The sequence below is a fragment of the Pseudomonas danubii genome (genome assembly GCF_042980055.1).
GTDB lineage: Bacteria > Pseudomonadota > Gammaproteobacteria > Pseudomonadales > Pseudomonadaceae > Aquipseudomonas > Aquipseudomonas danubii.
On sequence record NZ_CP116502.1, the window covers coordinates 1,617,179 to 1,634,596 of the forward strand.

General features: G+C 62.7%; 19 protein-coding genes and 1 tRNA gene. 13 read left to right on the top strand and 7 right to left on the bottom strand.

Annotation, left to right across the window (positions count from 1 at the left end; translation table 11 throughout):
- Positions 1 to 39: 39 nt before the first annotated feature.
- Entirely contained in the window at positions 40 to 360 is a 321-nt protein-coding gene (locus tag PFZ56_RS07590) for a hypothetical protein (protein WP_102862719.1), read from the top strand.
- An 81-nt stretch (positions 361 to 441) separates the two neighbouring features.
- Here the strand turns inward: PFZ56_RS07590 and PFZ56_RS07595 are convergent, their stop codons facing one another.
- A complete protein-coding gene (locus PFZ56_RS07595) occupies positions 442 to 852 on the bottom strand; it encodes a hypothetical protein (protein ID WP_102882141.1) in 411 nt (136 codons plus the stop codon).
- 259 nt (positions 853 to 1,111) lie between these two features.
- On the opposite strand from PFZ56_RS07595, the gene PFZ56_RS07600 reads away from it, so the two are divergent.
- Genes PFZ56_RS07600 through gltS form a run of 3 tightly spaced genes read left to right on the top strand, consistent with a single transcriptional unit; the run spans position 1,112 to position 4,055 of the window.
- A complete protein-coding gene (locus PFZ56_RS07600) occupies positions 1,112 to 1,837 on the top strand; it encodes an IclR family transcriptional regulator (RefSeq protein ID WP_170002031.1) in 726 nt (241 codons plus the stop codon).
- 18 nt (positions 1,838 to 1,855) lie between these two features.
- The gene (gene hutG, locus PFZ56_RS07605; RefSeq protein WP_170002033.1) at positions 1,856 to 2,794 is read left to right on the top strand and encodes a formimidoylglutamase; all 939 of its coding nucleotides are present in this window, start codon (positions 1,856 to 1,858) and stop codon (positions 2,792 to 2,794) included.
- Between the two features lie 52 nt (positions 2,795 to 2,846).
- A complete protein-coding gene (gltS, locus tag PFZ56_RS07610) occupies positions 2,847 to 4,055 on the top strand; it encodes a sodium/glutamate symporter (protein ID WP_170002035.1) in 1,209 nt (402 codons plus the stop codon).
- Here gltS and PFZ56_RS07615 read toward each other — a convergent pair whose 3' ends face one another.
- Positions 4,056 to 5,051, bottom strand: a complete 996-nt coding sequence (locus PFZ56_RS07615) for an alpha/beta fold hydrolase (protein ID WP_170002037.1) — start codon at positions 5,049 to 5,051, stop codon at positions 4,056 to 4,058. It lies immediately after the preceding gene.
- A gap of 227 nt (positions 5,052 to 5,278) precedes the next feature.
- Here PFZ56_RS07615 and PFZ56_RS07620 point away from each other — a divergent pair, with 227 nt between their 5' ends.
- The 3 genes from PFZ56_RS07620 to PFZ56_RS07630 all read left to right on the top strand — a co-directional run bounded on the left by PFZ56_RS07620 (position 5,279) and on the right by PFZ56_RS07630 (position 6,932).
- Positions 5,279 to 5,599, top strand: a complete 321-nt coding sequence (locus tag PFZ56_RS07620; protein ID WP_102882137.1) for an isochorismate lyase — start codon at positions 5,279 to 5,281, stop codon at positions 5,597 to 5,599.
- A gap of 120 nt (positions 5,600 to 5,719) precedes the next feature.
- Positions 5,720 to 6,301, top strand: coding sequence for a hypothetical protein (locus PFZ56_RS07625; protein ID WP_170002039.1), 582 nt, complete (start codon positions 5,720 to 5,722; stop codon positions 6,299 to 6,301).
- A gap of 352 nt (positions 6,302 to 6,653) precedes the next feature.
- On the top strand, positions 6,654 to 6,932 hold the full coding sequence (locus PFZ56_RS07630) for a hypothetical protein (protein ID WP_170002041.1): 279 nt from the start codon (positions 6,654 to 6,656) through the stop codon (positions 6,930 to 6,932).
- An 86-nt stretch (positions 6,933 to 7,018) separates the two neighbouring features.
- On the opposite strand, the gene PFZ56_RS07635 is transcribed toward PFZ56_RS07630, so the two are convergent.
- The 5 genes from PFZ56_RS07635 to PFZ56_RS07655 form a co-directional block, all read right to left on the bottom strand.
- Positions 7,019 to 8,095 carry a YhcG family protein gene (locus PFZ56_RS07635; RefSeq protein WP_170002043.1) on the bottom strand — a complete coding sequence of 359 codons (1,077 nt, stop codon included), beginning with the start codon at positions 8,093 to 8,095 and terminating at the stop codon, positions 7,019 to 7,021.
- A 228-nt stretch (positions 8,096 to 8,323) separates the two neighbouring features.
- Positions 8,324 to 8,399: transfer RNA gene (locus PFZ56_RS07640), tRNA-Phe, on the bottom strand.
- Positions 8,400 to 8,503: 104 nt separating this feature from the next.
- Positions 8,504 to 8,776 carry an oxidative damage protection protein gene (locus PFZ56_RS07645; protein WP_047301095.1) on the bottom strand — a complete coding sequence of 91 codons (273 nt, stop codon included), beginning with the start codon at positions 8,774 to 8,776 and terminating at the stop codon, positions 8,504 to 8,506.
- Positions 8,773 to 9,840, bottom strand: a complete 1,068-nt coding sequence (gene mutY, locus PFZ56_RS07650) for an A/G-specific adenine glycosylase (RefSeq protein WP_170002045.1) — start codon at positions 9,838 to 9,840, stop codon at positions 8,773 to 8,775. Before mutY ends, PFZ56_RS07645 begins: the two co-directional genes overlap by 4 nt.
- Entirely contained in the window at positions 9,837 to 12,062 is a 2,226-nt protein-coding gene (locus tag PFZ56_RS07655; protein ID WP_110651075.1) for an AsmA family protein, read from the bottom strand. Before PFZ56_RS07655 ends, mutY begins: the two co-directional genes overlap by 4 nt.
- A gap of 342 nt (positions 12,063 to 12,404) precedes the next feature.
- Here PFZ56_RS07655 and PFZ56_RS07660 point away from each other — a divergent pair, with 342 nt between their 5' ends.
- The 6 genes from PFZ56_RS07660 (at position 12,405) to hisF (ending at position 17,356) form a co-directional block, all read left to right on the top strand.
- The gene (locus tag PFZ56_RS07660; RefSeq protein WP_102882134.1) at positions 12,405 to 14,066 is read left to right on the top strand and encodes an OFA family MFS transporter; all 1,662 of its coding nucleotides are present in this window, start codon (positions 12,405 to 12,407) and stop codon (positions 14,064 to 14,066) included.
- 237 nt (positions 14,067 to 14,303) lie between these two features.
- Positions 14,304 to 14,897 (top strand): imidazoleglycerol-phosphate dehydratase HisB, encoded by a 594-nt coding sequence (gene hisB, locus PFZ56_RS07665; RefSeq protein ID WP_011058736.1) that lies wholly within the window; start codon positions 14,304 to 14,306, stop codon positions 14,895 to 14,897.
- Entirely contained in the window at positions 14,897 to 15,535 is a 639-nt protein-coding gene (gene hisH / locus PFZ56_RS07670; RefSeq protein ID WP_110595364.1) for an imidazole glycerol phosphate synthase subunit HisH, read from the top strand. Before hisB ends, hisH begins: the two co-directional genes overlap by 1 nt.
- Positions 15,536 to 15,796 carry a DUF2164 domain-containing protein gene (locus PFZ56_RS07675; RefSeq protein WP_102862732.1) on the top strand — a complete coding sequence of 87 codons (261 nt, stop codon included), beginning with the start codon at positions 15,536 to 15,538 and terminating at the stop codon, positions 15,794 to 15,796.
- 42 nt (positions 15,797 to 15,838) lie between these two features.
- Entirely contained in the window at positions 15,839 to 16,576 is a 738-nt protein-coding gene (gene hisA, locus PFZ56_RS07680) for a 1-(5-phosphoribosyl)-5-[(5-phosphoribosylamino)methylideneamino]imidazole-4-carboxamide isomerase (RefSeq protein WP_170002047.1), read from the top strand.
- A gap of 9 nt (positions 16,577 to 16,585) precedes the next feature.
- On the top strand, positions 16,586 to 17,356 hold the full coding sequence (gene hisF / locus PFZ56_RS07685) for an imidazole glycerol phosphate synthase subunit HisF (RefSeq protein WP_015633827.1): 771 nt from the start codon (positions 16,586 to 16,588) through the stop codon (positions 17,354 to 17,356).
- The last annotated feature ends 62 nt before the right edge of the window (positions 17,357 to 17,418 follow it).

The window sequence follows — 17,418 nt, forward strand, 5'->3', positions numbered from 1 at the left end:
CCATTGCTCTCTTAAAGAAAGGGCGGCAAGGAGACGCGCATGGCGTTCACTAAAATCATCTTCAAAAACCCGAACACCGGAGCCATCAAGGAAGCGCCAGTTGGTTTCTCCTGGACCGTGTTCTTCTTCGGCTTCATCCCGGCACTGTTCCGCGCCGACTGGAAATGGGCCGCCATCATGTTCCTGCTGGCCATGTTCACTTTCGGCCTGAGCAACCTGGTGTTCATGTTCATGTACAACAAGCTGTATGTACGCGACCTGATCGGCTCGGGCTTCAAGGCCCAGTCCATCGCCAGCGGCGACCTGAACTTCGCCAGCTCGCGCATCGGCATGGAAATCCCTCGGCTGGAAGCGGCCTGAGCATCACGCCAGGCTGTTTAGCTGAAACGGAAAAGGGCGCATTCATTGCTGAATGCGCCCTTTTTCATGCCCGAATGAAACTCAGCCTTCGGCGCTGAACAGTGCCTGGGATGCGGCCAGGTAGTCGGCCTGGAAGGCCTCGGACTCGATCCAGGCCAGGGCCGTGGCCTCGTCGGCCTCGGTGGACCAGTTACGGTATTCGATCAGTGCTGCCAGGATGAAATCCGTGGCGCCCTGTTCGCCCTCCTGCTCGTAGACCAGCTCCAGCAGCGGGTCCGAGAGGAACACCGTGCACAGCGCTTGCTGGCTGGTTTTCTCAGCGTCACGCATTTTCACGAACAGCTCGGTCAGGTCTACCGATTCGAAGTCGATGCGGCTGTCGTTGGGGTCCAGTTCCAGCTCCGAGGTGGGGGCTGTGCGCTTGGCGCGGTTTTGCTTGGCCTTGGCCTTTGCCCGGGCGGCACGTTTGTGTTGTTTGTCGATCGATGCCATGGGCGTCTTACCTTGTTGCACAAAGGGGTGGCGCTCGCGGATACCAGGCGAGCGGCCAGTCAGGCGGGAGAGGATGCCAGCAAATCACCGCGCTGGCACCCGCCATGGTCTCTTGGCGGGCACCGTCGATCCTGTATGAGTCGCGGGCTATTGCAGCGGTGCGCCTTTGCCGAAGGTTTTTTGCAGTCTTTTCCCACTGCTTGGGAATCTGATTTCATTTGCCGGGAAAGTCCATGCACCATGGCTGCAAGAGGCCGCTATGCACTACCACACGCCCACTGACCGTCTGCTGCAAATACTCGTGGCCCTGGGGCAATCCCCGGAGGCCATGTCCGCCAAGGAGCTGTCGCTGAACTTGCAGCAGCCCTTGAGCAGTACCTATCGCCATCTCAAGACCCTGTTGCGCTGGGGGCTGGCCCAGGACAATGGCCAGGGCCGCTACCTGCCCGGGCCTGCTTGCCTGCAACTGGCGAAGAAGTTCGACCGCGAAGGCCTGCTGGTGACCCTGGCCAAACCGGAGCTCAACCGCCTGGCCGAGCTCAGCCAGGAAAGCGTCGCGCTGATGGTGCCCAGCAACGGGCAGGCGATCTGTATTGAACTGGTGGACAGCCCGCAGCCCCTGCGCTGCTGCTACCAGAAGGGCCTGGCGCAGCCGCTGCTGCTGGGCGCCTCGGCCAAGGTGTTGCTGGCCTACATGGAGCCTGAGCTGTGCTTGTCGATCCTGCGCCAGCGCGGCGTCGAGGAAGCGGATGTGGCCACGTACCTGGAAAGCTACGCGACGATTCGCGCAGCCGGGCATGCCGTGAGCCTGAGCGAGATCGACCACGGCATCTGGGGTGTCAGCGCGCCCTTGCTCGATAGCCGTGACCGCCTGCAAGGCGCCATCAGCCTCATGGCCCCGGCGTTCCGCGCTGAACAGCGCAGTGAGCGGCTGATCCGCTGGACCCGCGAAGCCGCTCAGCGGCTGAGTACCCGACTGGATTGAATTGACTGGAGCAAGACCATGATCACTACCGCCCCCATGCACCTCTGGCAGGGTCGTATCGACCTGGCCGAAGGCCTGGCCGCCCGGCGCTGGCACCAGTGGGTACAACCCTGGAGTGAACAGCAGTCGGCGGGTGTTGCCTTGCTTGGGTTGGCCTGTGACGAAGGGGTCAAGCGCAACCAGGGGCGCACCGGTGCCAGCCAGGGCCCGGCGGCCTTGCGCGCGGCCCTGGCCAACCTGGCCTGGCACGGCCAAGGCCCGCTGTATGATGCGGGGGACGTGGCCTGTAACGGCCACCATCTGGAAAGCGCCCAGCAGCTCTACGCCAATCGCCTCGGCCAGTTGCTCGAACAGGGGCACTTGGCCCTGGGCCTGGGTGGTGGTCATGAAATCGCCTTTGCCAGCTTCAGTGGCCTGGCCGATTACCTGCGCCGCCAACAGCCTTTTCCGCGGATCGGCATCCTCAATTTCGATGCTCACTTCGACCTGCGTCATGCACCGCAAAGCAGTTCCGGCACGCCGTTCCGGCAGATCGCCGAGTATTGCCGACAGGCCGGCATGCCCTTCGAGTATTGCTGCCTGGGAGTCAGCGAGTTGAGCAATACCCAGGCGCTGTTCGAGCAGGCCCGGGAGCTCAATGTGCGCTACCTGCTGGACCGGCAGATGCAGGGCTGGAACCTGCCGGCAATCGAGGCCTGCCTCGACGCTTTTCTCGACGGTATCGACGTGCTGTACATGACCATTTGCCTGGATGTGCTGCCAGCCAGCCAGGCTCCCGGCGTCAGTGCACCCTCGGCCCACGGAGTGGACGTGCAAGTGGTCGAGCACCTGGTACGCCGCGCTCGGGCCAGCGGCAAATTGCGCGTAGCCGACATTGCCGAACTCAATCCCGGGCTCGACCAGGACCAGCGCACCGCCCGCGTGGCCGCGCGTCTATTGGCCAGCCTGATTCACTGAGGGGTACGCCCCTCGTCGCGCAACACCACAATGACAAGAAGAGATGTTTGCCATGCCGACTTTTGAACTGGACGCGCTGACCACCCTGGCGCTGGCCCTGATCCTGCTGGGGGTGGGAGCCCAGCTGAAGAAACGCAGCCGCTGGCTGACCCAGCTCTGTGTCCCGGCGCCGGTGATCGGCGGTTTCGGCTTTGCCTTGATCGTCTGGCTGCTGCGCGACCAGCAACTGCTGAGCATCAAGCTCGACACCGCGATCCAGACGCCCCTGATGGTGGCGTTCTTCACCACCGTGGGCCTGGGGGGCAGCCTCGGCCTGCTGCGGCGCGGCGGCAAGATCCTGTTCGTCTACCTGGGGGCTTGCTGGTCCCTGGCGCTGCTGCAGAACCTGGTGGGTGTCGGTGCGGCCAAGGCGCTGGGCATCGATCCGCTGCTGGGCATCATGGCCGGTGCGGTGTCCCTGGAGGGCGGCTTTGGCGCCGCGGCGGCCTTTGGCCCGATCGCGGAAAACCTCGGGGCGGTGGGCGCCACCACGGCGGCCCTGGCTTCGGCCACCTTCGGCATGGTTGCCGGTGGCCTGCTGGGCAGCCCGCTGGCGCGCTGGCTGATTGAGCGCAACCGCTTGCAGATCCAGGCCGATCAGGTCAGCACTTTGCAGCACCTGGAAAGCGCCGCCCAGGGCTCGGTGGCGCCTCTGGATGCGCCGACCTTGCTGCGCCTGCTGACCTGCGTCCTGCTGATCATGGTGCTGGGCTTCTGGATCGGCAGCGCATTGAACGAACACCTGGGCATTGTGCTGCCGAGCTACGTGGGGGCGATGTTCGTGGCGATCATCCTGCGCAACCTCAATGACCGGGCGCGAATCATCGACATCCCCGACAGCGCAGTGAACACCCTGGGCGACGTATGCCTGGGGGTGTTCCTGACCATGGCCATGATGAGTCTGAAGTTCTGGGAGCTGGAACAGCTCGGCCTGCCGCTGCTGGTGATCCTGGTGGTGCAGGTGCTGGTGATGGTGCTGCTGTGTGTGTTCCTGCTGTTTCGCCTGTTCGGCGGCAACTACGACGCCGCGGTGCTGTGTGCCGGCTTCATGGGGCACGGCCTGGGCGCTACGCCCAATGCGGTGGCCAACATGGGCGCGATCTGTGATCACTACAAGGTCTTTTCCTTCAAGGCCTTCATCATCGTGCCGCTGTGCGGTGCGGTGTTGATCGACATCGTGGCGATCCCGCTGATCACCTGGTTCATCAACGCCTTTGCCTGATCAGCGCTCCAGCATCAGCTGTTGCCCGGGGCTGTTCGGGGCCAGGCTGGCGTGCTGCAGCCAGTGCAGCAGCAGCGGCCAGAGCCGGCTTTCGAAGCGGCTGTGGAAGAAGGCGAAATGGCCGATCTCGGCCTCGCCGATGTCCTCGGGGTGAAGGCGCAGATGTGTACGTGGGCTGTTGCTGAAGTAGCCCAGTAGCCGCTCGATGGCCGTCACGGTGCCAAAGGGGTCGTCGCTGACACTGATGGCGAGGATCGCTGCGCTGACCTGGGCGAAGGGCTGCCCACTACGCTTTGCGGCCAGCCTGCGGCCGCTGGGGCGGCCTTCGTAGCGTGGGTGCGGGGTGGCCCAGTCGCGGACCACCCCAGAAGGTGTGTCCTCCATCCAGCCCAGGCGCTTGCCGGGGAAGTAGCCGTAGAGGCCCGTCAGCAGGGGCATCAACACATGCCATTTGCCCAGCATGCGCCAGCGCAGCCGGGGCTCGTAGTCACGCCAGTAGGCGAATTGCGCGCCCATGGTGGCCACGCGCCGGATCACTCCGGCGGAGGCGGCCAGGCCCACGGCGCAGCCGCCGAAGCTGTGGCCCACCACATCGATCGGCTGTCCGGGAAACTCGCGCTGGGCCCGTTGCAGCATGGCTTCGAAATCCAGTGCGCCCCAATCCGACCAGGACGCCTTGAACCCCTTGAGCGAGCCCCGACGCGACTCGCCGATGCCGCGATAGTCATAGGTCATCACGTCGAAGCCGTTGGCGAACAGGTAGTCGGCGAAACGAAAGTAGTAGCGGCAGCGCACCGAGGTCGCGGCGTTGATGATCACCACCGGCCGTGCTGGATCGGCTAATGGGTGGCGCCAAGTGAAGCCGCCGAGGAGAACGCCATCCGCCGCCGGTTCGCTGAAGGTTGCGCTGGGGCCTGGATCTGCACCTGCACCTGAATCTGGACCGGCAGCGGCGGGGCGGGTGGCAGGCAGTTCGGGGGAGGACAGCAGGGACATGGGCGGTTGTTCCTGGGCGGCTGGTGTGGAGTGGGCAAGCCACCTCGCTCAGCGACGAAGTTGTTGTGCGTTCATTAATACCCGGCCCATCCGGGGTGCGGCAACTGCCAGCGCGTCCGCTCGTTGGGGGATGCCTGGTTGCCGGCGACTTTACTCCCGTGCCGGCCCGTGAGAATAATCCGACCCCCGGCCACGGCCGGGCCCCTGACCCCGATGGAGCGTTGAGCATGGAAGTGAAGCAGCAAATGACCCCGGAACAATGCCAGGGCATGGAAGATATCCGCCGGGAAATCGACACCCTGGATCGGGCGGTAATCGCGCTGCTGGGTGCGCGTTTCAAGTACGTGCTGGCCGCGTCGAAGTTCAAGACCTCGGCGGCCACGGTGCGGGCCGAGGAGCGCTTCAAGGCGATGCTCGCCACCCGCCGCGAATGGGCCGAGGCCGAAGGCCTGAGCGCGGATGCCATCGAGAAGCTGTACAGCGATCTGGTGCAGCATTTTATCGCCGAGGAGATGAAGCATTGGCAGGCGGCGCAGGCGCTTGCCTGAAGTTGCTTGCCGACGTTCGGCGTTGATCGGACTCTGCGGCAGAGGGCAGGCCCTCTGCGTTGATCGGCGTCGCCGCCGGTAGGCTGGCGGCCTTTTCTCGAACGATCAGGAACGACAACCATGCAACTTCGCTCATGGACAGGGCTGGCGCTGCCAGCGCTTTTGGCTGCGACCGGGCAGGCACAGGCGAGCGAGCCTTCCTCGGTGTATCTGCGTTGCAGCATGACGCCCGAGCAATACGCCCAAGCCATGGCTGCGCCGCCACGCCCGGCGATTTCCTACAGCGATTGGCAGAAGTGGTTCGACAGCAAGGACATGTACGGCTCGGCCCGGGTCGATGCCGAGTGGTTGCAGGATTCCGGTGCGCGCAGCCTGCAGGAAGTGGTGCAAATGTGGACGGGCACTGGCGGCTCCTCCCAATACGATCCGCAGACCGGTCGCTGGCAGTTCGCCCTGCTGGAGTTCACCGACAACTATGGCGAGATGATCCAACTGCTGGCGCCGCTGCGCAGCGTAGCCCCTTACTGCCAGCCCGGCTCCGACAGTTTCCTGCTGATCTACTCCTACATTTGGGGCGATGGCGACAACGCCTACCTGACCCTCAACAAGCAGCGCAGCCAATTTGCCGTCAAACCCACCCAGGCACAACGCGTCGAGGCCGATGCGGCGCTCAAGGTGTTGATGGATGCCGGTTCGCAGTGAAGTGGTTGGGCGGCTGAAGTGCTGCAGCGCCCTCTTTTGGGGTTGGTTTGAGCGCGGGCGGGTCGGTTACTTTCAGTCACCAGGTGAGGGCTTGCGCTGATCGGACCTGCTCTTTACTCTGCGCCGGTCGCTGCCAAATCAGCGGCCGGGTGTAGGAGCCCGAGAGTCGCACCGTGCACAGGCGCCCAGTTTTTCTTGGGTGCTTCTTGCTGCCCTGTGTTTTATGGCGGCTGTGCGCGGGCACGCTTCGGCGTGGCCGGGTTGTGCGACCGGTCTCCTACCCCGCGTACAGCTGCCACCCAGCTTGTAGGAGAGTTTGGGGGGAGCTTCCCTAACGCACGGAGCTACACCAATGAACGGATATATCCCTCTTCAACACACGCCAGCGGACAACCCCGTCCTGCTGATCAATCCCCATGCGCCCCTGGTCGATCTCCTGGCCTGCGCCGATCAGCGCATACGTGCCCTTCACAAACTGATGAACAGCCTATCCTGCATGACCGCGCAAACGTCTGACGCCAGCGACCTGTTCCAGATCGCCGACATCGCCTCGCTGCTGCTCGGTGATGGCGTGGCCTTGCTCGATGTGGCCCAGGGGCAGGCGATGGAGCGGGCGGATAAGGCCTTCTGATTGGCGGATGCAGGTAATGCGTAAAGGCGGCCAGGATCGATAGGATTCTGGCTGCCTTCAAACTGGCCTGAGAGCATCTGAGGCGCTTATGAGCTTCTAGGAAGCGTTTGGTCAGTTTGCGCCAGTAGGCGTTCTTCGATCCTGGCTCGCTCGCGGTCCAGTTCATCGCGCAGTTGCTCTTCGCTGGGCAGTACCAGCTTGTACTTGCTGGCAAACAGTTGTTCATGCCCGTGCAGCACGGAATAACGAACCACGGATTCGTCCTTTTGTGTGCACAGAATGATGCCCACTGTAGGTCCATCGTCCGCCCCGCGCTTGAGTTCATCGTAAAGGCGCACGTACATATCCATCTGGCCAATATCTTGATGGCTGAGTTCGCCACGCTTGAGGTCGAAGACCACGAAACATTTGAGCAGGTAGTTGTAGAACACCAGATCGAGGTAGAAGTCTTTGCTCTCGGTGCTGATGCGCTGTTGGCGAGCAACAAAGGCGAAGCCCTTGCCCAGTTCAAGCAGGAAGGCTTGCAACTGATTGATCAGCGCCTGCTCCAGATCGTTCTCCAGCAGGCTGGCGGCGCTGGGTACCCCAAGAAACTCCAGCAGTACCGGATCGCGGACAAACTCTCTGGGAGTCTTGCCCAGGGCTTGAATCTTTATGGCCGCCTCTTGCTCGACGGGTACGCGATCCTGGCTACTCAGTAGGCGTTCGTAATAGAGCGTGCCGATCTGGCGTTCCAGGGCTCGGGTTGACCAGCCCTGTGTCGCGGCTTCATGCATGTACCACTGGCGAGCGTGCTGGCTTTCGACCCTTAGCAGCAAGCGATAGTGGGTCCAGCTCAATTCGCGACGCAGTGCGTCGCATTTTTCGAAGCTCAGGAAGAATCCCCGCATATGCCGCAAGTTGGTAGCGTCGAAGCCTTTGCCAAACTCCGCGCTCAGTACTTTTGCCAGCTCTGGCAGCAGGCGCTTTCCATAGGCTGCCCGCTCGGCACCCCCTTGCTCGAACTCCACGATATGCCGGCCAATCTGCCAGCAGGTTTGTACCTGTAACGTATCGACAGCGCGTAGTGCCTGTCGGCGCGATTGACGGATCAGCTCGCCGAGGCTGTCGATCAGCGGAAGAAGATGGGTGTCCGGATTGTTCCCCGTAATTGCCTGACTCATATGAACCTCCACAGAGGGCAGCCTGACGGATGGGCAAACTGAGGAGAGTGCCAGCAAGTCACGACTTGAGTTGGGTCATGGGGTATCGGGGTATTTCTGTCGGGGTGCAACACTCTTGGCGATGCAGGTTATACAGGGAGGGGCTAAATCTCAGGCAACAAAAAACCCGCACTAGGCGGGTTTCTTGGTTGCTTTCACGTGATGTAAACACCACCTGAAAGCTGAAGGTGGTGCCCAGAGACGGAATCGAACCGCCGACACGGGGATTTTCAATCCCCTGCTCTACCGACTGAGCTATCTGGGCAACGGGGCGCATTAAACGGGTTTTTCAGGGGGGCGTCAAGCAAGTTTTGAAAAAAAGTTTAATTATTACCGCCGCTTACGCTCCGCCCCCGATTTTCCGTGGGTTTACTCCGCCGGCGGCACGTAGCCTTCGGCCTTGGCGTATTCCTCGCCGGAGAAAAATTTATCCATCTCGCCCTGCAGATATTTGCGGTCTTCGGCATTCATCATGTTCAGGCGCTTTTCGTTGATCAGCAGGGTCTGGTGTTTCTGCCAGTCAGCCCAGGCCTTGGCCGAGACGTGTTCGAAAATATCCTGGCCTTTGGCGCCCGGGTACGGGGGGCGTTCCAGGCCCGGCAATTCTTCCTGGTACTTGCGGCACATTACGGTGCGGGTCATGACGACTCTCCTGCATTCAAGACTTCGGCCGCGCGTTTGAGCAGTGTTTTCACCGGGGCGGCAAGGCCCAGGCGCGGCGGGGTGGCGAGGTTATACCAGAGCCAGTCGGCCTCGGCGACGTGCAGCGCCGACTCTTCGACCCGGATCAGCCAGGGCTCGATGGCCAGCTGGAAGTGACTGAAGGTGTGGACCAGGCCGGGCATCTGCTGTTGCTGGCCCAGCTCCAGGGAGTGCTGCGATGCCAGGTGCGGGATGTCGTCCAGGCCATCCAGTTCCGGCAGGCTCCACAAGCCGCCCCAGAGGCCGCTGGAGGGGCGCCGATAAAGCAGGATGGCGCCTTCGCGGTTGGCCAGTAATGGCATCAGGGTGCGCTTCTGCGGCACCTCCTTGCGCGGCTTGGGAATCGGGTAGCGGGTTTCCAGGCCGAGCATGTGGGCTTCGCAGCCGCGCTCCAGGGGGCACAGCAGGCAGCTGGGCTTGCTCCGGGTGCAGAGGGTCGCCCCCAGGTCCATCATCGCCTGGGTGTAGTGGTTGACCCGGCTGTGGGGCGTGAAGCGTTCCGCAGTGGCCCACAGCTGTTTCGCCACCTTGGGTTCGCCCGGGTAGCCCTCCTGGGCGGTGAAGCGGGCCAGCACTCGCTTGACGTTGCCGTCGAGGATCGGCGCCCGCAGGCCCATGCTGATGCTGGCGATGGCACCAGCGGTGGACAGGCCGATGCCCGGCAGCTCGGTGAGTTTTTCCACGTCCCGGGGAAACTCGCCGCCGTACTCGGTCATGACGATCTTCGCGGTCTTTTGCAGGTTGCGCGCCCGGGTGTAGTAGCCCAGGCCGGTCCACAGGTGCAGCACTTCGTCTTCCGGGGCTTCGGCCAGGGCCTGCACCGTGGGCAGCGAGGCCATGAAGCGGTCGAAGTAGTTGAGTACGGTGCTGACCTGGGTCTGTTGCAGCATGATCTCCGACACCCACACTCGATACGGGTTGATGTCCTGCTGCCAGGGCAGGTCATGACGACCATGGCGGTCGTACCAGTCCAGCACCGCCGGTGCAAAGGCCTCGGCTCTCATCGCTTGAACAGCCCCTTGAGTGCGTTCTTCAGTTCCGGGCTGACCTTGTCACCCAGTTTTTCGTCGATCTTCTGTTGCAGGCGGTCACCGGCCAGCTTGGCGGCTACCTGGCCCAGGCCGTCCTTGTCCAAACGACAGGCCTTGGCCCCCAGCTCCAGTGGGCCGCGGCAGCGCAGGGGCAGTTCAACGCCGGCGAAGCGTTCACCGACCTGGCAGGCCGGGTCCGGGTTATCGCTGAGGTCACCCTCGACGACGATGCCGACCCGGTAGTCCATGCCCAGCACCCGCAGGTCGATATCACCATTGCCGTTGACGGTCATGCCGGGGATGCGCACTTTCAGGTCCGGGTTGCTGGCCACGCCGTTGCGAAACGTCAGGTTGCCCTTGAGCTCCTGGAACGGTGTGTCTTTGCCCCGAGGCGTGCTGCTGAGGTTCTTGCGATTGAGTACGGCGATGCCCTGGCACAGCTGCTGTTCGATGTTGGCGTTGAGCAGCACGCCGTTGTTGATGACGAAGCTGGCAGTACCGTTGAGGCTGTCGATCAGCGCTTTCTGGCTGTTGCCGCTGCCGCTGAGGTTGCTGTTCAGGGTCACCAGACCTTTGACCGGAGGATTCTGGCCCTGGCTTTCGAGGATGCGTTCCACCGGCACGCGGTTGATCTTGGTCTGCAGGCTCAACTGCGGTGTGCTCTGGCGCACATCGAGATTGCCGCTGGCCTCGAAACTGCCGTTGTACAGCTCACCGCGCAGGCTGGACAGTTTGAGCAGGCCGCCCTGGCCGCTGGCCTTGAGCGCGGCATTCTGAATCGGCAGCTTGTCCAGGATCAGTTGGCCGAAGCTCAGGTCGGCGTCGACGTCGAGCTTGTTCAGGCGTTCCACCGGTAGCAGCTTGTCGGTGCTCCAGGCGCCCTTGGTCGGCGAGCTGGGCAGCGGCGTGGTGCCGGCCCCGGCCATGGCATCGGCTTCGCTGCTTTGCACTTCGGCCTTGCGCGCCGTGGCGGCACTGTTGGCTTCGGCCGACTTGGGCGGCAGGTAGCGGTCGACGTTGAAGGTGTCGGCCTTGAGTTGGGCGCGCAGGGATTGCTTGGCGAAATCCTCGATCGCCAGGCGTCCGCTGAAGGTGCTGTCGTCGAGCTTCAGGTTCAGGTCTTCCAGGGCCAGGCTGCTGGGCGTGCCTTGCAGGCGGCTGACCAGCTCGACCTTGCTCAGGCTGCCTTCGGCCATGGCCGGCAGGGTCTGGCCGATGCTGTCGACGAATTTCGCCAGGTCGAACTGGGCAATGGAGAGCCCGCCGCTGATCTGCGGGGTCTTGTCCAGGTCATTGACCTTGAGTTCGCCCAGGGCGCGCAACTGGTTGAGGGAGATTTTCAAACCGGTCCACTGGCCGACGTTGGCGGCCTTGTCCAGCAACAGCTGGCCCTGGGCGGCGAAGGTCACGGTCTTGCCTTGCAGCGGATCGCCGGTGGCCTCGCCGGACAGGCGCATGTCTTCGAACTGGTAGCGCTGCAGGGCGCGATCGAAGCGCAGCTCGCCATTGAGCTCGGTGCGTACCCGCACGGCAGGCTGGTTGCTGGCCAGGAATGCGGTGAGCTTGACCGGGGTGTTGCTGGCTTCGTGAATTGGCCCGGTGCTCAGTTGGATGCTTTCGGCGGTGAACTGCTTGCCGGTCTGTTCATCGTTGTACTCAACCCGGGCGTTGTTCACGGTCAGGCTGTCGATGTCCAGGCGGATGGGCTGCGAAGGCTTGTCTGTGCCGACGCTGGGCTGGCCCGCTTCGCCGGTGCTGGTGGCCGGGGTTTGGGCCTGCTTGTCGGTAGGGGCGGCCTTGCCGATGTCCTGCCAGTTACCGTGGCCATCCTTGTCGCGGTTCAGGCGCAGGTTGAGGCCTTCGACCCGCACATCGCTCATCTGCACTTCACGGCGCAGCAGCGGCAATACCCGGACCGACAGGCCAAGCATCTGCAGGTCGGCGAAAGGTTGGGTCGGGTTGGCCAGGGTGGCTACGCCGGCGTCGTGCAGTTCCAGGCCGAGCCAGGGGAACAGGCTCCAGCCGATGTCGCCATTGAGCGTCAGCTCGATGTGGGCCTTGTCGCGGGCAATCTGGCGAATCTCTTCTTTGTAGTCGTTGGGATCAAACAGGTGGGTCAGGGCGAAGCCCAGAGCCACGATGATCAGCAACAGCCCGAGAATTACCAGACCCAGGATTTTGCCGAACGCTTTCATGGGCGAGTCCTTGTGTGTCGAATTCAAAATTTAGCCAGGGAGTATAACGCTCTGAACCTGGCGACTGGTCACCCATTGCTGTTAGAGGTTTTTTCGTTGTAACGGCCATTTTTTTGCCAGTGGCCTGGCCTGCGGGCGAAGCAGTCGCGGGAAAAAAGGTGATGCCAGTTTGGGTATTTAGTTTGTCGCAAATGGTAACCTCTCGCGGTTCGTCCGTCCTTCTGCGACTGAATGTCGCGCCTGCCCAAAGGGAGCTTTACTCATAAAACGACCGCGCCTGCGTGCCAAGGTCGTCGCAGGGGAGTGGCCGATGAACAATTCTAATAATTGGGGGAAACATCCATGAGCTCTAGCACTGCGGTGGCCAGCCCGGCCGCTCAGCCAGCGTTCTTGTCCAAAGAGCGCATCATTGCCAAGCCCGGTTTCAACCGCTGGCTGGTCCCACCGGCCGCTCTGGCCATTCACCTGTGCATCGGCATGGCCTACGGCTTCTCGGTGTTCTGGCTGCCACTGTCCAAGGCGCTGGGCATCAGCGCGCCAGTGGCGTGCGCGCCGGGCATGGGCTTTATCGAGCAGGTCTTTTCGTCCCAGTGTGACTGGCCGATTTCCATGCTCGGCTGGATCTACACCCTGTTCTTCATCTTCCTGGGCTGCTCGGCAGCGATCTGGGGTGGCTGGCTGGAACATGCCGGGCCGCGCAAGGCCGGTGTGGTATCGGCGCTGTGCTGGTGCGGCGGCCTGCTGATCTCGGCGCTGGGGGTCTATACCCACCAGATCTGGCTGATGTGGATCGGCTCCGGGGTCATCGGCGGTATCGGCCTGGGCCTGGGCTACATCTCCCCGGTGTCGACCCTGATCAAGTGGTTCCCGGACAAGCGCGGCATGGCCACCGGCATGGCGATCATGGGCTTTGGCGGTGGCGCCATGGTCGGCGCACCTCTGGCCGCAGCCCTGATGAGCCATTTCGCCACGCCCACCAGTGTCGGCGTGTGGCAGAGCTTTTTGGTGATGGCCGCCATCTACTTCGTGTTCATGATCGGTGGCGCCCTGGCCTACCGGGTTCCGCCTACCGGCTGGAAGCCTGAGGGCTGGACCGCTCCGGCGAAAAAAGCCGCCAATGCGATGATCACTCACCGTCACGTGCACGTGAACGTGGCCTGGAAGACCCCGCAGTTCCGCCTGGTGTGGCTGGTGCTGTGCCTCAACGTATCGGCCGGTATCGGCATCCTCGGCATGGCCTCGCCGCTGTTGCAGGAAGTGTTCGCCGGCAAGCTGCTGGGCAACGATCTGAGCTTCAGCCAGCTGGACGCCGGGCAACTGGCGCAGATCGCCGCGATTGCCGCCGGCTTTACCGGTCTGTTGAGCTTGTTCAACATCGGCGGGCGGTTCTTCTGGGCGTCGTTCTCCGACTACCTGGGTCGCAAGAACACCTACTTCGTGTTCTTCGCCCTGGGCTTTGCCCTGTACGCGCTGATTCCGAACCTCGGCCATCTGGGCAATATCGCTCTGTTCGTGGCGGCGTTCTGCATCATCCTGTCGATGTACGGCGGCGGTTTCGCCACAGTGCCGGCCTACCTGGCAGACCTGTTCGGCACCCAGATGGTAGGCGCGATCCACGGTCGCCTGCTGACCGCCTGGGCGGCGGCCGGAGTGCTGGGGCCAGTGCTGGTGAACTACCTGCGTGAGTATCAGTTGAGCATCGGCGTTGAACGCGCCGCGGCGTATGACATCACGCTGTACATCCTGGCCGGTCTGCTGGTGCTGGGTTTCCTGTGCAACCTGCTGGTGCGCCCGGTGGCCGACAAGTACTTCATGACCGACGAGCAACTGGCGGCCGAGCAGGCCCTGGGCCATGACAAGGGCGCTGACAGCAGTGTCGTGCTGGAGTGGAAAGCTTCGTCCGCCAGTCTGCCGGTGGTGATCGCTGCCTGGCTGGTGGTGGGCATTCCCCTGGCCTGGGGGGTGTGGGTGACCTTGCAGAAGACGGCGGTGCTGTTCCATTGACGGCTTCGCCGGCAAGCCCGCTCCTGCTCAGGAGCCGGCTTGCCGGTGCACAAGGTGCCTCGGTCTTGTAGGCCTGGCACCTTCACCAGCAAGTCAGTTTCTACAGTTGTCATGACAGGTACAGCCCCGTAGCCATTGGCTGGCGCCCGTCAGGATATTGTCCAGCGTGTTTCTGTTTGGCCGCCGTCGGGCCTATACTATTCGCCTTTTTCGCCCAATGATTTTGCGGAGCTGGTGATGGCCGAACGTAAGGCATCTGTCGAGCGCGACACTCTGGAAACCCAGATCAAAGCCTCGATCAACCTGGATGGCACCGGAAAGGCCCGATTCGATATCGGCGTGCCCTTCCTTGAGCACATGCTGGACCAGATCGCCCGGCACGGGCTGATCGACCTGGACATCGAAAGCAAGGGCGACCTGCATATCGACGACCACCACACCGTGGAGGATGTCGGTATCACCCTCGGCCAGGCGTTCAGCAAGGCCATCGGCGACAAGAAGGGCATCCGTCGCTACGGTCACGCCTATGTGCCGCTGGATGAAGCCCTGTCCCGCGTGGTGATCGACTTCTCCGGCCGTCCCGGCCTGCAGATGCACGTACCCTTCACCCGCGCCACTGTCGGCGGTTTCGACGTTGACCTGTTCCAGGAATTCTTCCAGGGCTTCGTCAACCATGCCAACGTGACCCTGCACATCGATACCCTGCGCGGCACCAACACACACCACCAGATCGAGACAGTGTTCAAGGCCTTCGGCCGCGCGCTGCGCATGGCGGTGGAGCTGGACGAGCGCATGGCCGGCCAGATGCCGTCCACCAAGGGCGTGCTGTAATGCAGACCGTCGCCGTTATCGACTACGGCATGGGCAACCTGCACTCGGTGGCCAAGGCCCTGGAGCACGTGGGCGCCGGCAAGGTGCTGATCACCAGCGATGCCAACGTGATTCGCGAAGCCGACCGGGTGGTGTTTCCCGGCGTGGGCGCGATTCGCGATTGCATGGCCGAGATCCGTCGCCTGGGCTTCGACACCCTGGTGCGCGAAGTCAGCCAGGATCGTCCTTTCCTCGGAATCTGCGTGGGCATGCAAGCCTTGCTCGACCACAGCGAAGAGAACGAGGGCGTTGACTGCATCGGCCTGTTTCCCGGCCAGGTGAAGTTCTTCGGCAAGGGCCTGATCGAGGACGGCGAGCACCTGAAGGTGCCGCACATGGGCTGGAACGAAGTGCAGCAGGCGGTGGACCATCCGCTGTGGCACAACATTGCGGACCGGGCGCGCTTCTACTTCGTGCACAGCTACTACATCCATGCCGGCAATGCCCGGCAGGTGGTAGGCAGCGGTCACTATGGCGTGGACTTCGCAGCAGCGCTGGCCGAAGGCTCGCGTTTCGCTGTGCAGTTCCACCCGGAAAAGAGCCATACCCACGGCCTGCAGTTGCTGCAGAACTTCGCTGCCTGGGACGGTCGCTGGTAAATGGCGATCAAGAAATCCAAGCCGCCGATACTGCGCCTCACTGCCGAACAGGAGAGTGAGGCGACGCACAAGATCAAGCGCTTCATGGAGGAGCGCTTCGAGCTCGATCTAGGCTCGTTCGAGGCGGCGGAGATTCTTGAACTCTTTACTCGCGAAATTGCTCCGCACTATTACAACAGGGCGATTTTCGATGTGCAGACGCACCTCAAGGAGAGGTTCGAGAGCATCGAAAGCGATCTGTGGGCGCTCGAGAAAAATTGATTTTCGAGTGAAGCTGAACAATCGAATTTGAAGGTTTGCCAGATGCTGATTATTCCCGCTATCGATCTTAAAGACGGTGCCTGTGTACGTCTGCGCCAGGGCCGCATGGAAGATTCCACGGTGTTCTCCGACGACCCGGTGAGCATGGCTGCCAAGTGGGTTGAAGGCGGTTGCCGTCGTCTGCATCTGGTGGACCTGAACGGTGCCTTCGAAGGTCAGCCGGTGAACGGCGAGGTGGTTACCGCGATCGCCAAGCGTTACCCGAGCCTGCCGATCCAGATCGGTGGCGGCATCCGCTCCCTGGAAACCATCGAACACTATGTGAAGGCTGGCGTGAGCTACGTGATCATCGGCACCAAGGCGGTCAAGGAGCCGGAGTTCGTGGCAGAAGCCTGCCGCGCTTTCCCGGGCAAGGTCATCGTTGGCCTGGACGCCAAGGACGGTTTCGTCGCCACCGACGGCTGGGCTGAAGTCAGCAGCGTGCAAGTGATCGACCTGGCCAAGCGCTTCGAAGCCGACGGCGTGTCCGCCATCGTTTATACCGACATCGCCAAAGACGGCATGATGCAGGGCTGCAACGTGCCGTTCACCGCGGCCCTGGCGGCGGCCACCAAGATCCCGGTGATCGCTTCCGGCGGTATCCACAACCTGGGCGACATCAAGGCCCTGCTGGATGCCAAGGCTCCGGGAATCATCGGCGCCATTACTGGTCGCGCGATCTATGAAGGCACCCTCGATGTCGCAGAAGCCCAGGCTTTCTGCGATTCGTACCAAGGCTGAGGACTCGCCATGGCACTGGCCAAACGCATCATCCCTTGCCTGGACGTGGATAACGGCCGGGTGGTCAAGGGCGTCAAGTTCGAGAACATCCGTGACGCTGGTGATCCGGTGGAAATCGCTCGTCGCTACGACGAGCAGGGCGCCGACGAGATCACCTTCCTCGACATCACCGCCAGCGTCGATGGGCGCGATACCACCCTGCATACCGTCGAGCGCATGGCCAGCCAGGTGTTCATCCCGCTGACCGTGGGCGGTGGCGTGCGCACCGTGCAGGACATCCGCAACCTGCTCAATGCCGGCGCGGACAAGGTCTCGATCAACACCGCGGCGGTGTTCAACCCCGAGTTCGTCGGCGAAGCGGCGCAGCATTTCGGCTCCCAGTGCATCGTGGTGGCCATCGATGCGAAGAAGGTCTCCGGTCCGGGCGAAACCCCGCGCTGGGAGATCTTCACCCATGGCGGACGCAAGCCCACCGGGCTAGATGCGGTGGAGTGGGCGAAGAAGATGGAAGGCCTGGGTGCTGGCGAAATCCTCCTGACCAGCATGGATCAGGACGGCATGAAAAACGGCTTTGACCTGGGCGTGACCCGGGCCATCAGCGATGCGCTGGGGATTCCGGTGATTGCTTCCGGCGGCGTTGGCAACCTCCAGCATCTGGCCGACGGCATCATCGAAGGTCACGCCAGCGCGGTGCTGGCGGCGAGCATCTTCCACTTCGGTGAATACACGGTTCCCGAGGCCAAGGCCTATATGGCTCAGCGCGGGATTGTTGTGCGATAGCCACTGGACAGCATGGCGTGCTCGCGGCACTCTTGGGCACGCCATGGATTCTGGTATCCCGT

Bases quoted from the DNA above. Each gene is read 5' to 3' on its own strand.
- PFZ56_RS07620 (WP_102882137.1), top strand. From the start codon at position 5,279: ATGGAAGTGAAGCAGCAAATGACCCCGGAACAATGCCAGGGCATGGAA.
- hutG (WP_170002033.1), top strand. From the start codon at position 1,856: ATGATCACTACCGCCCCCATGCACCTCTGGCAGGGTCGTATCGACCTG.
- PFZ56_RS07595 (WP_102882141.1), bottom strand. From the start codon at position 852: ATGGCATCGATCGACAAACAACACAAACGTGCCGCCCGGGCAAAGGCC.
- hisH (WP_110595364.1), top strand. From the start codon at position 14,897: ATGCAGACCGTCGCCGTTATCGACTACGGCATGGGCAACCTGCACTCG.
- hisA (WP_170002047.1), top strand. From the start codon at position 15,839: ATGCTGATTATTCCCGCTATCGATCTTAAAGACGGTGCCTGTGTACGT.
- PFZ56_RS07625 (WP_170002039.1), top strand. From the start codon at position 5,720: ATGCAACTTCGCTCATGGACAGGGCTGGCGCTGCCAGCGCTTTTGGCT.
- PFZ56_RS07655 (WP_110651075.1), bottom strand. From the start codon at position 12,062: ATGAAAGCGTTCGGCAAAATCCTGGGTCTGGTAATTCTCGGGCTGTTG.
- PFZ56_RS07600 (WP_170002031.1), top strand. From the start codon at position 1,112: ATGCACTACCACACGCCCACTGACCGTCTGCTGCAAATACTCGTGGCC.
- PFZ56_RS07615 (WP_170002037.1), bottom strand. From the start codon at position 5,051: ATGTCCCTGCTGTCCTCCCCCGAACTGCCTGCCACCCGCCCCGCCGCT.
- PFZ56_RS07660 (WP_102882134.1), top strand. From the start codon at position 12,405: ATGAGCTCTAGCACTGCGGTGGCCAGCCCGGCCGCTCAGCCAGCGTTC.
- hisB (WP_011058736.1), top strand. From the start codon at position 14,304: ATGGCCGAACGTAAGGCATCTGTCGAGCGCGACACTCTGGAAACCCAG.
- PFZ56_RS07645 (WP_047301095.1), bottom strand. From the start codon at position 8,776: ATGACCCGCACCGTAATGTGCCGCAAGTACCAGGAAGAATTGCCGGGC.
- PFZ56_RS07635 (WP_170002043.1), bottom strand. From the start codon at position 8,095: ATGAGTCAGGCAATTACGGGGAACAATCCGGACACCCATCTTCTTCCG.
- gltS (WP_170002035.1), top strand. From the start codon at position 2,847: ATGCCGACTTTTGAACTGGACGCGCTGACCACCCTGGCGCTGGCCCTG.
- PFZ56_RS07630 (WP_170002041.1), top strand. From the start codon at position 6,654: ATGAACGGATATATCCCTCTTCAACACACGCCAGCGGACAACCCCGTC.
- PFZ56_RS07675 (WP_102862732.1), top strand. From the start codon at position 15,536: ATGGCGATCAAGAAATCCAAGCCGCCGATACTGCGCCTCACTGCCGAA.
- mutY (WP_170002045.1), bottom strand. From the start codon at position 9,840: ATGAGAGCCGAGGCCTTTGCACCGGCGGTGCTGGACTGGTACGACCGC.
- PFZ56_RS07590 (WP_102862719.1), top strand. From the start codon at position 40: ATGGCGTTCACTAAAATCATCTTCAAAAACCCGAACACCGGAGCCATC.
- hisF (WP_015633827.1), top strand. From the start codon at position 16,586: ATGGCACTGGCCAAACGCATCATCCCTTGCCTGGACGTGGATAACGGC.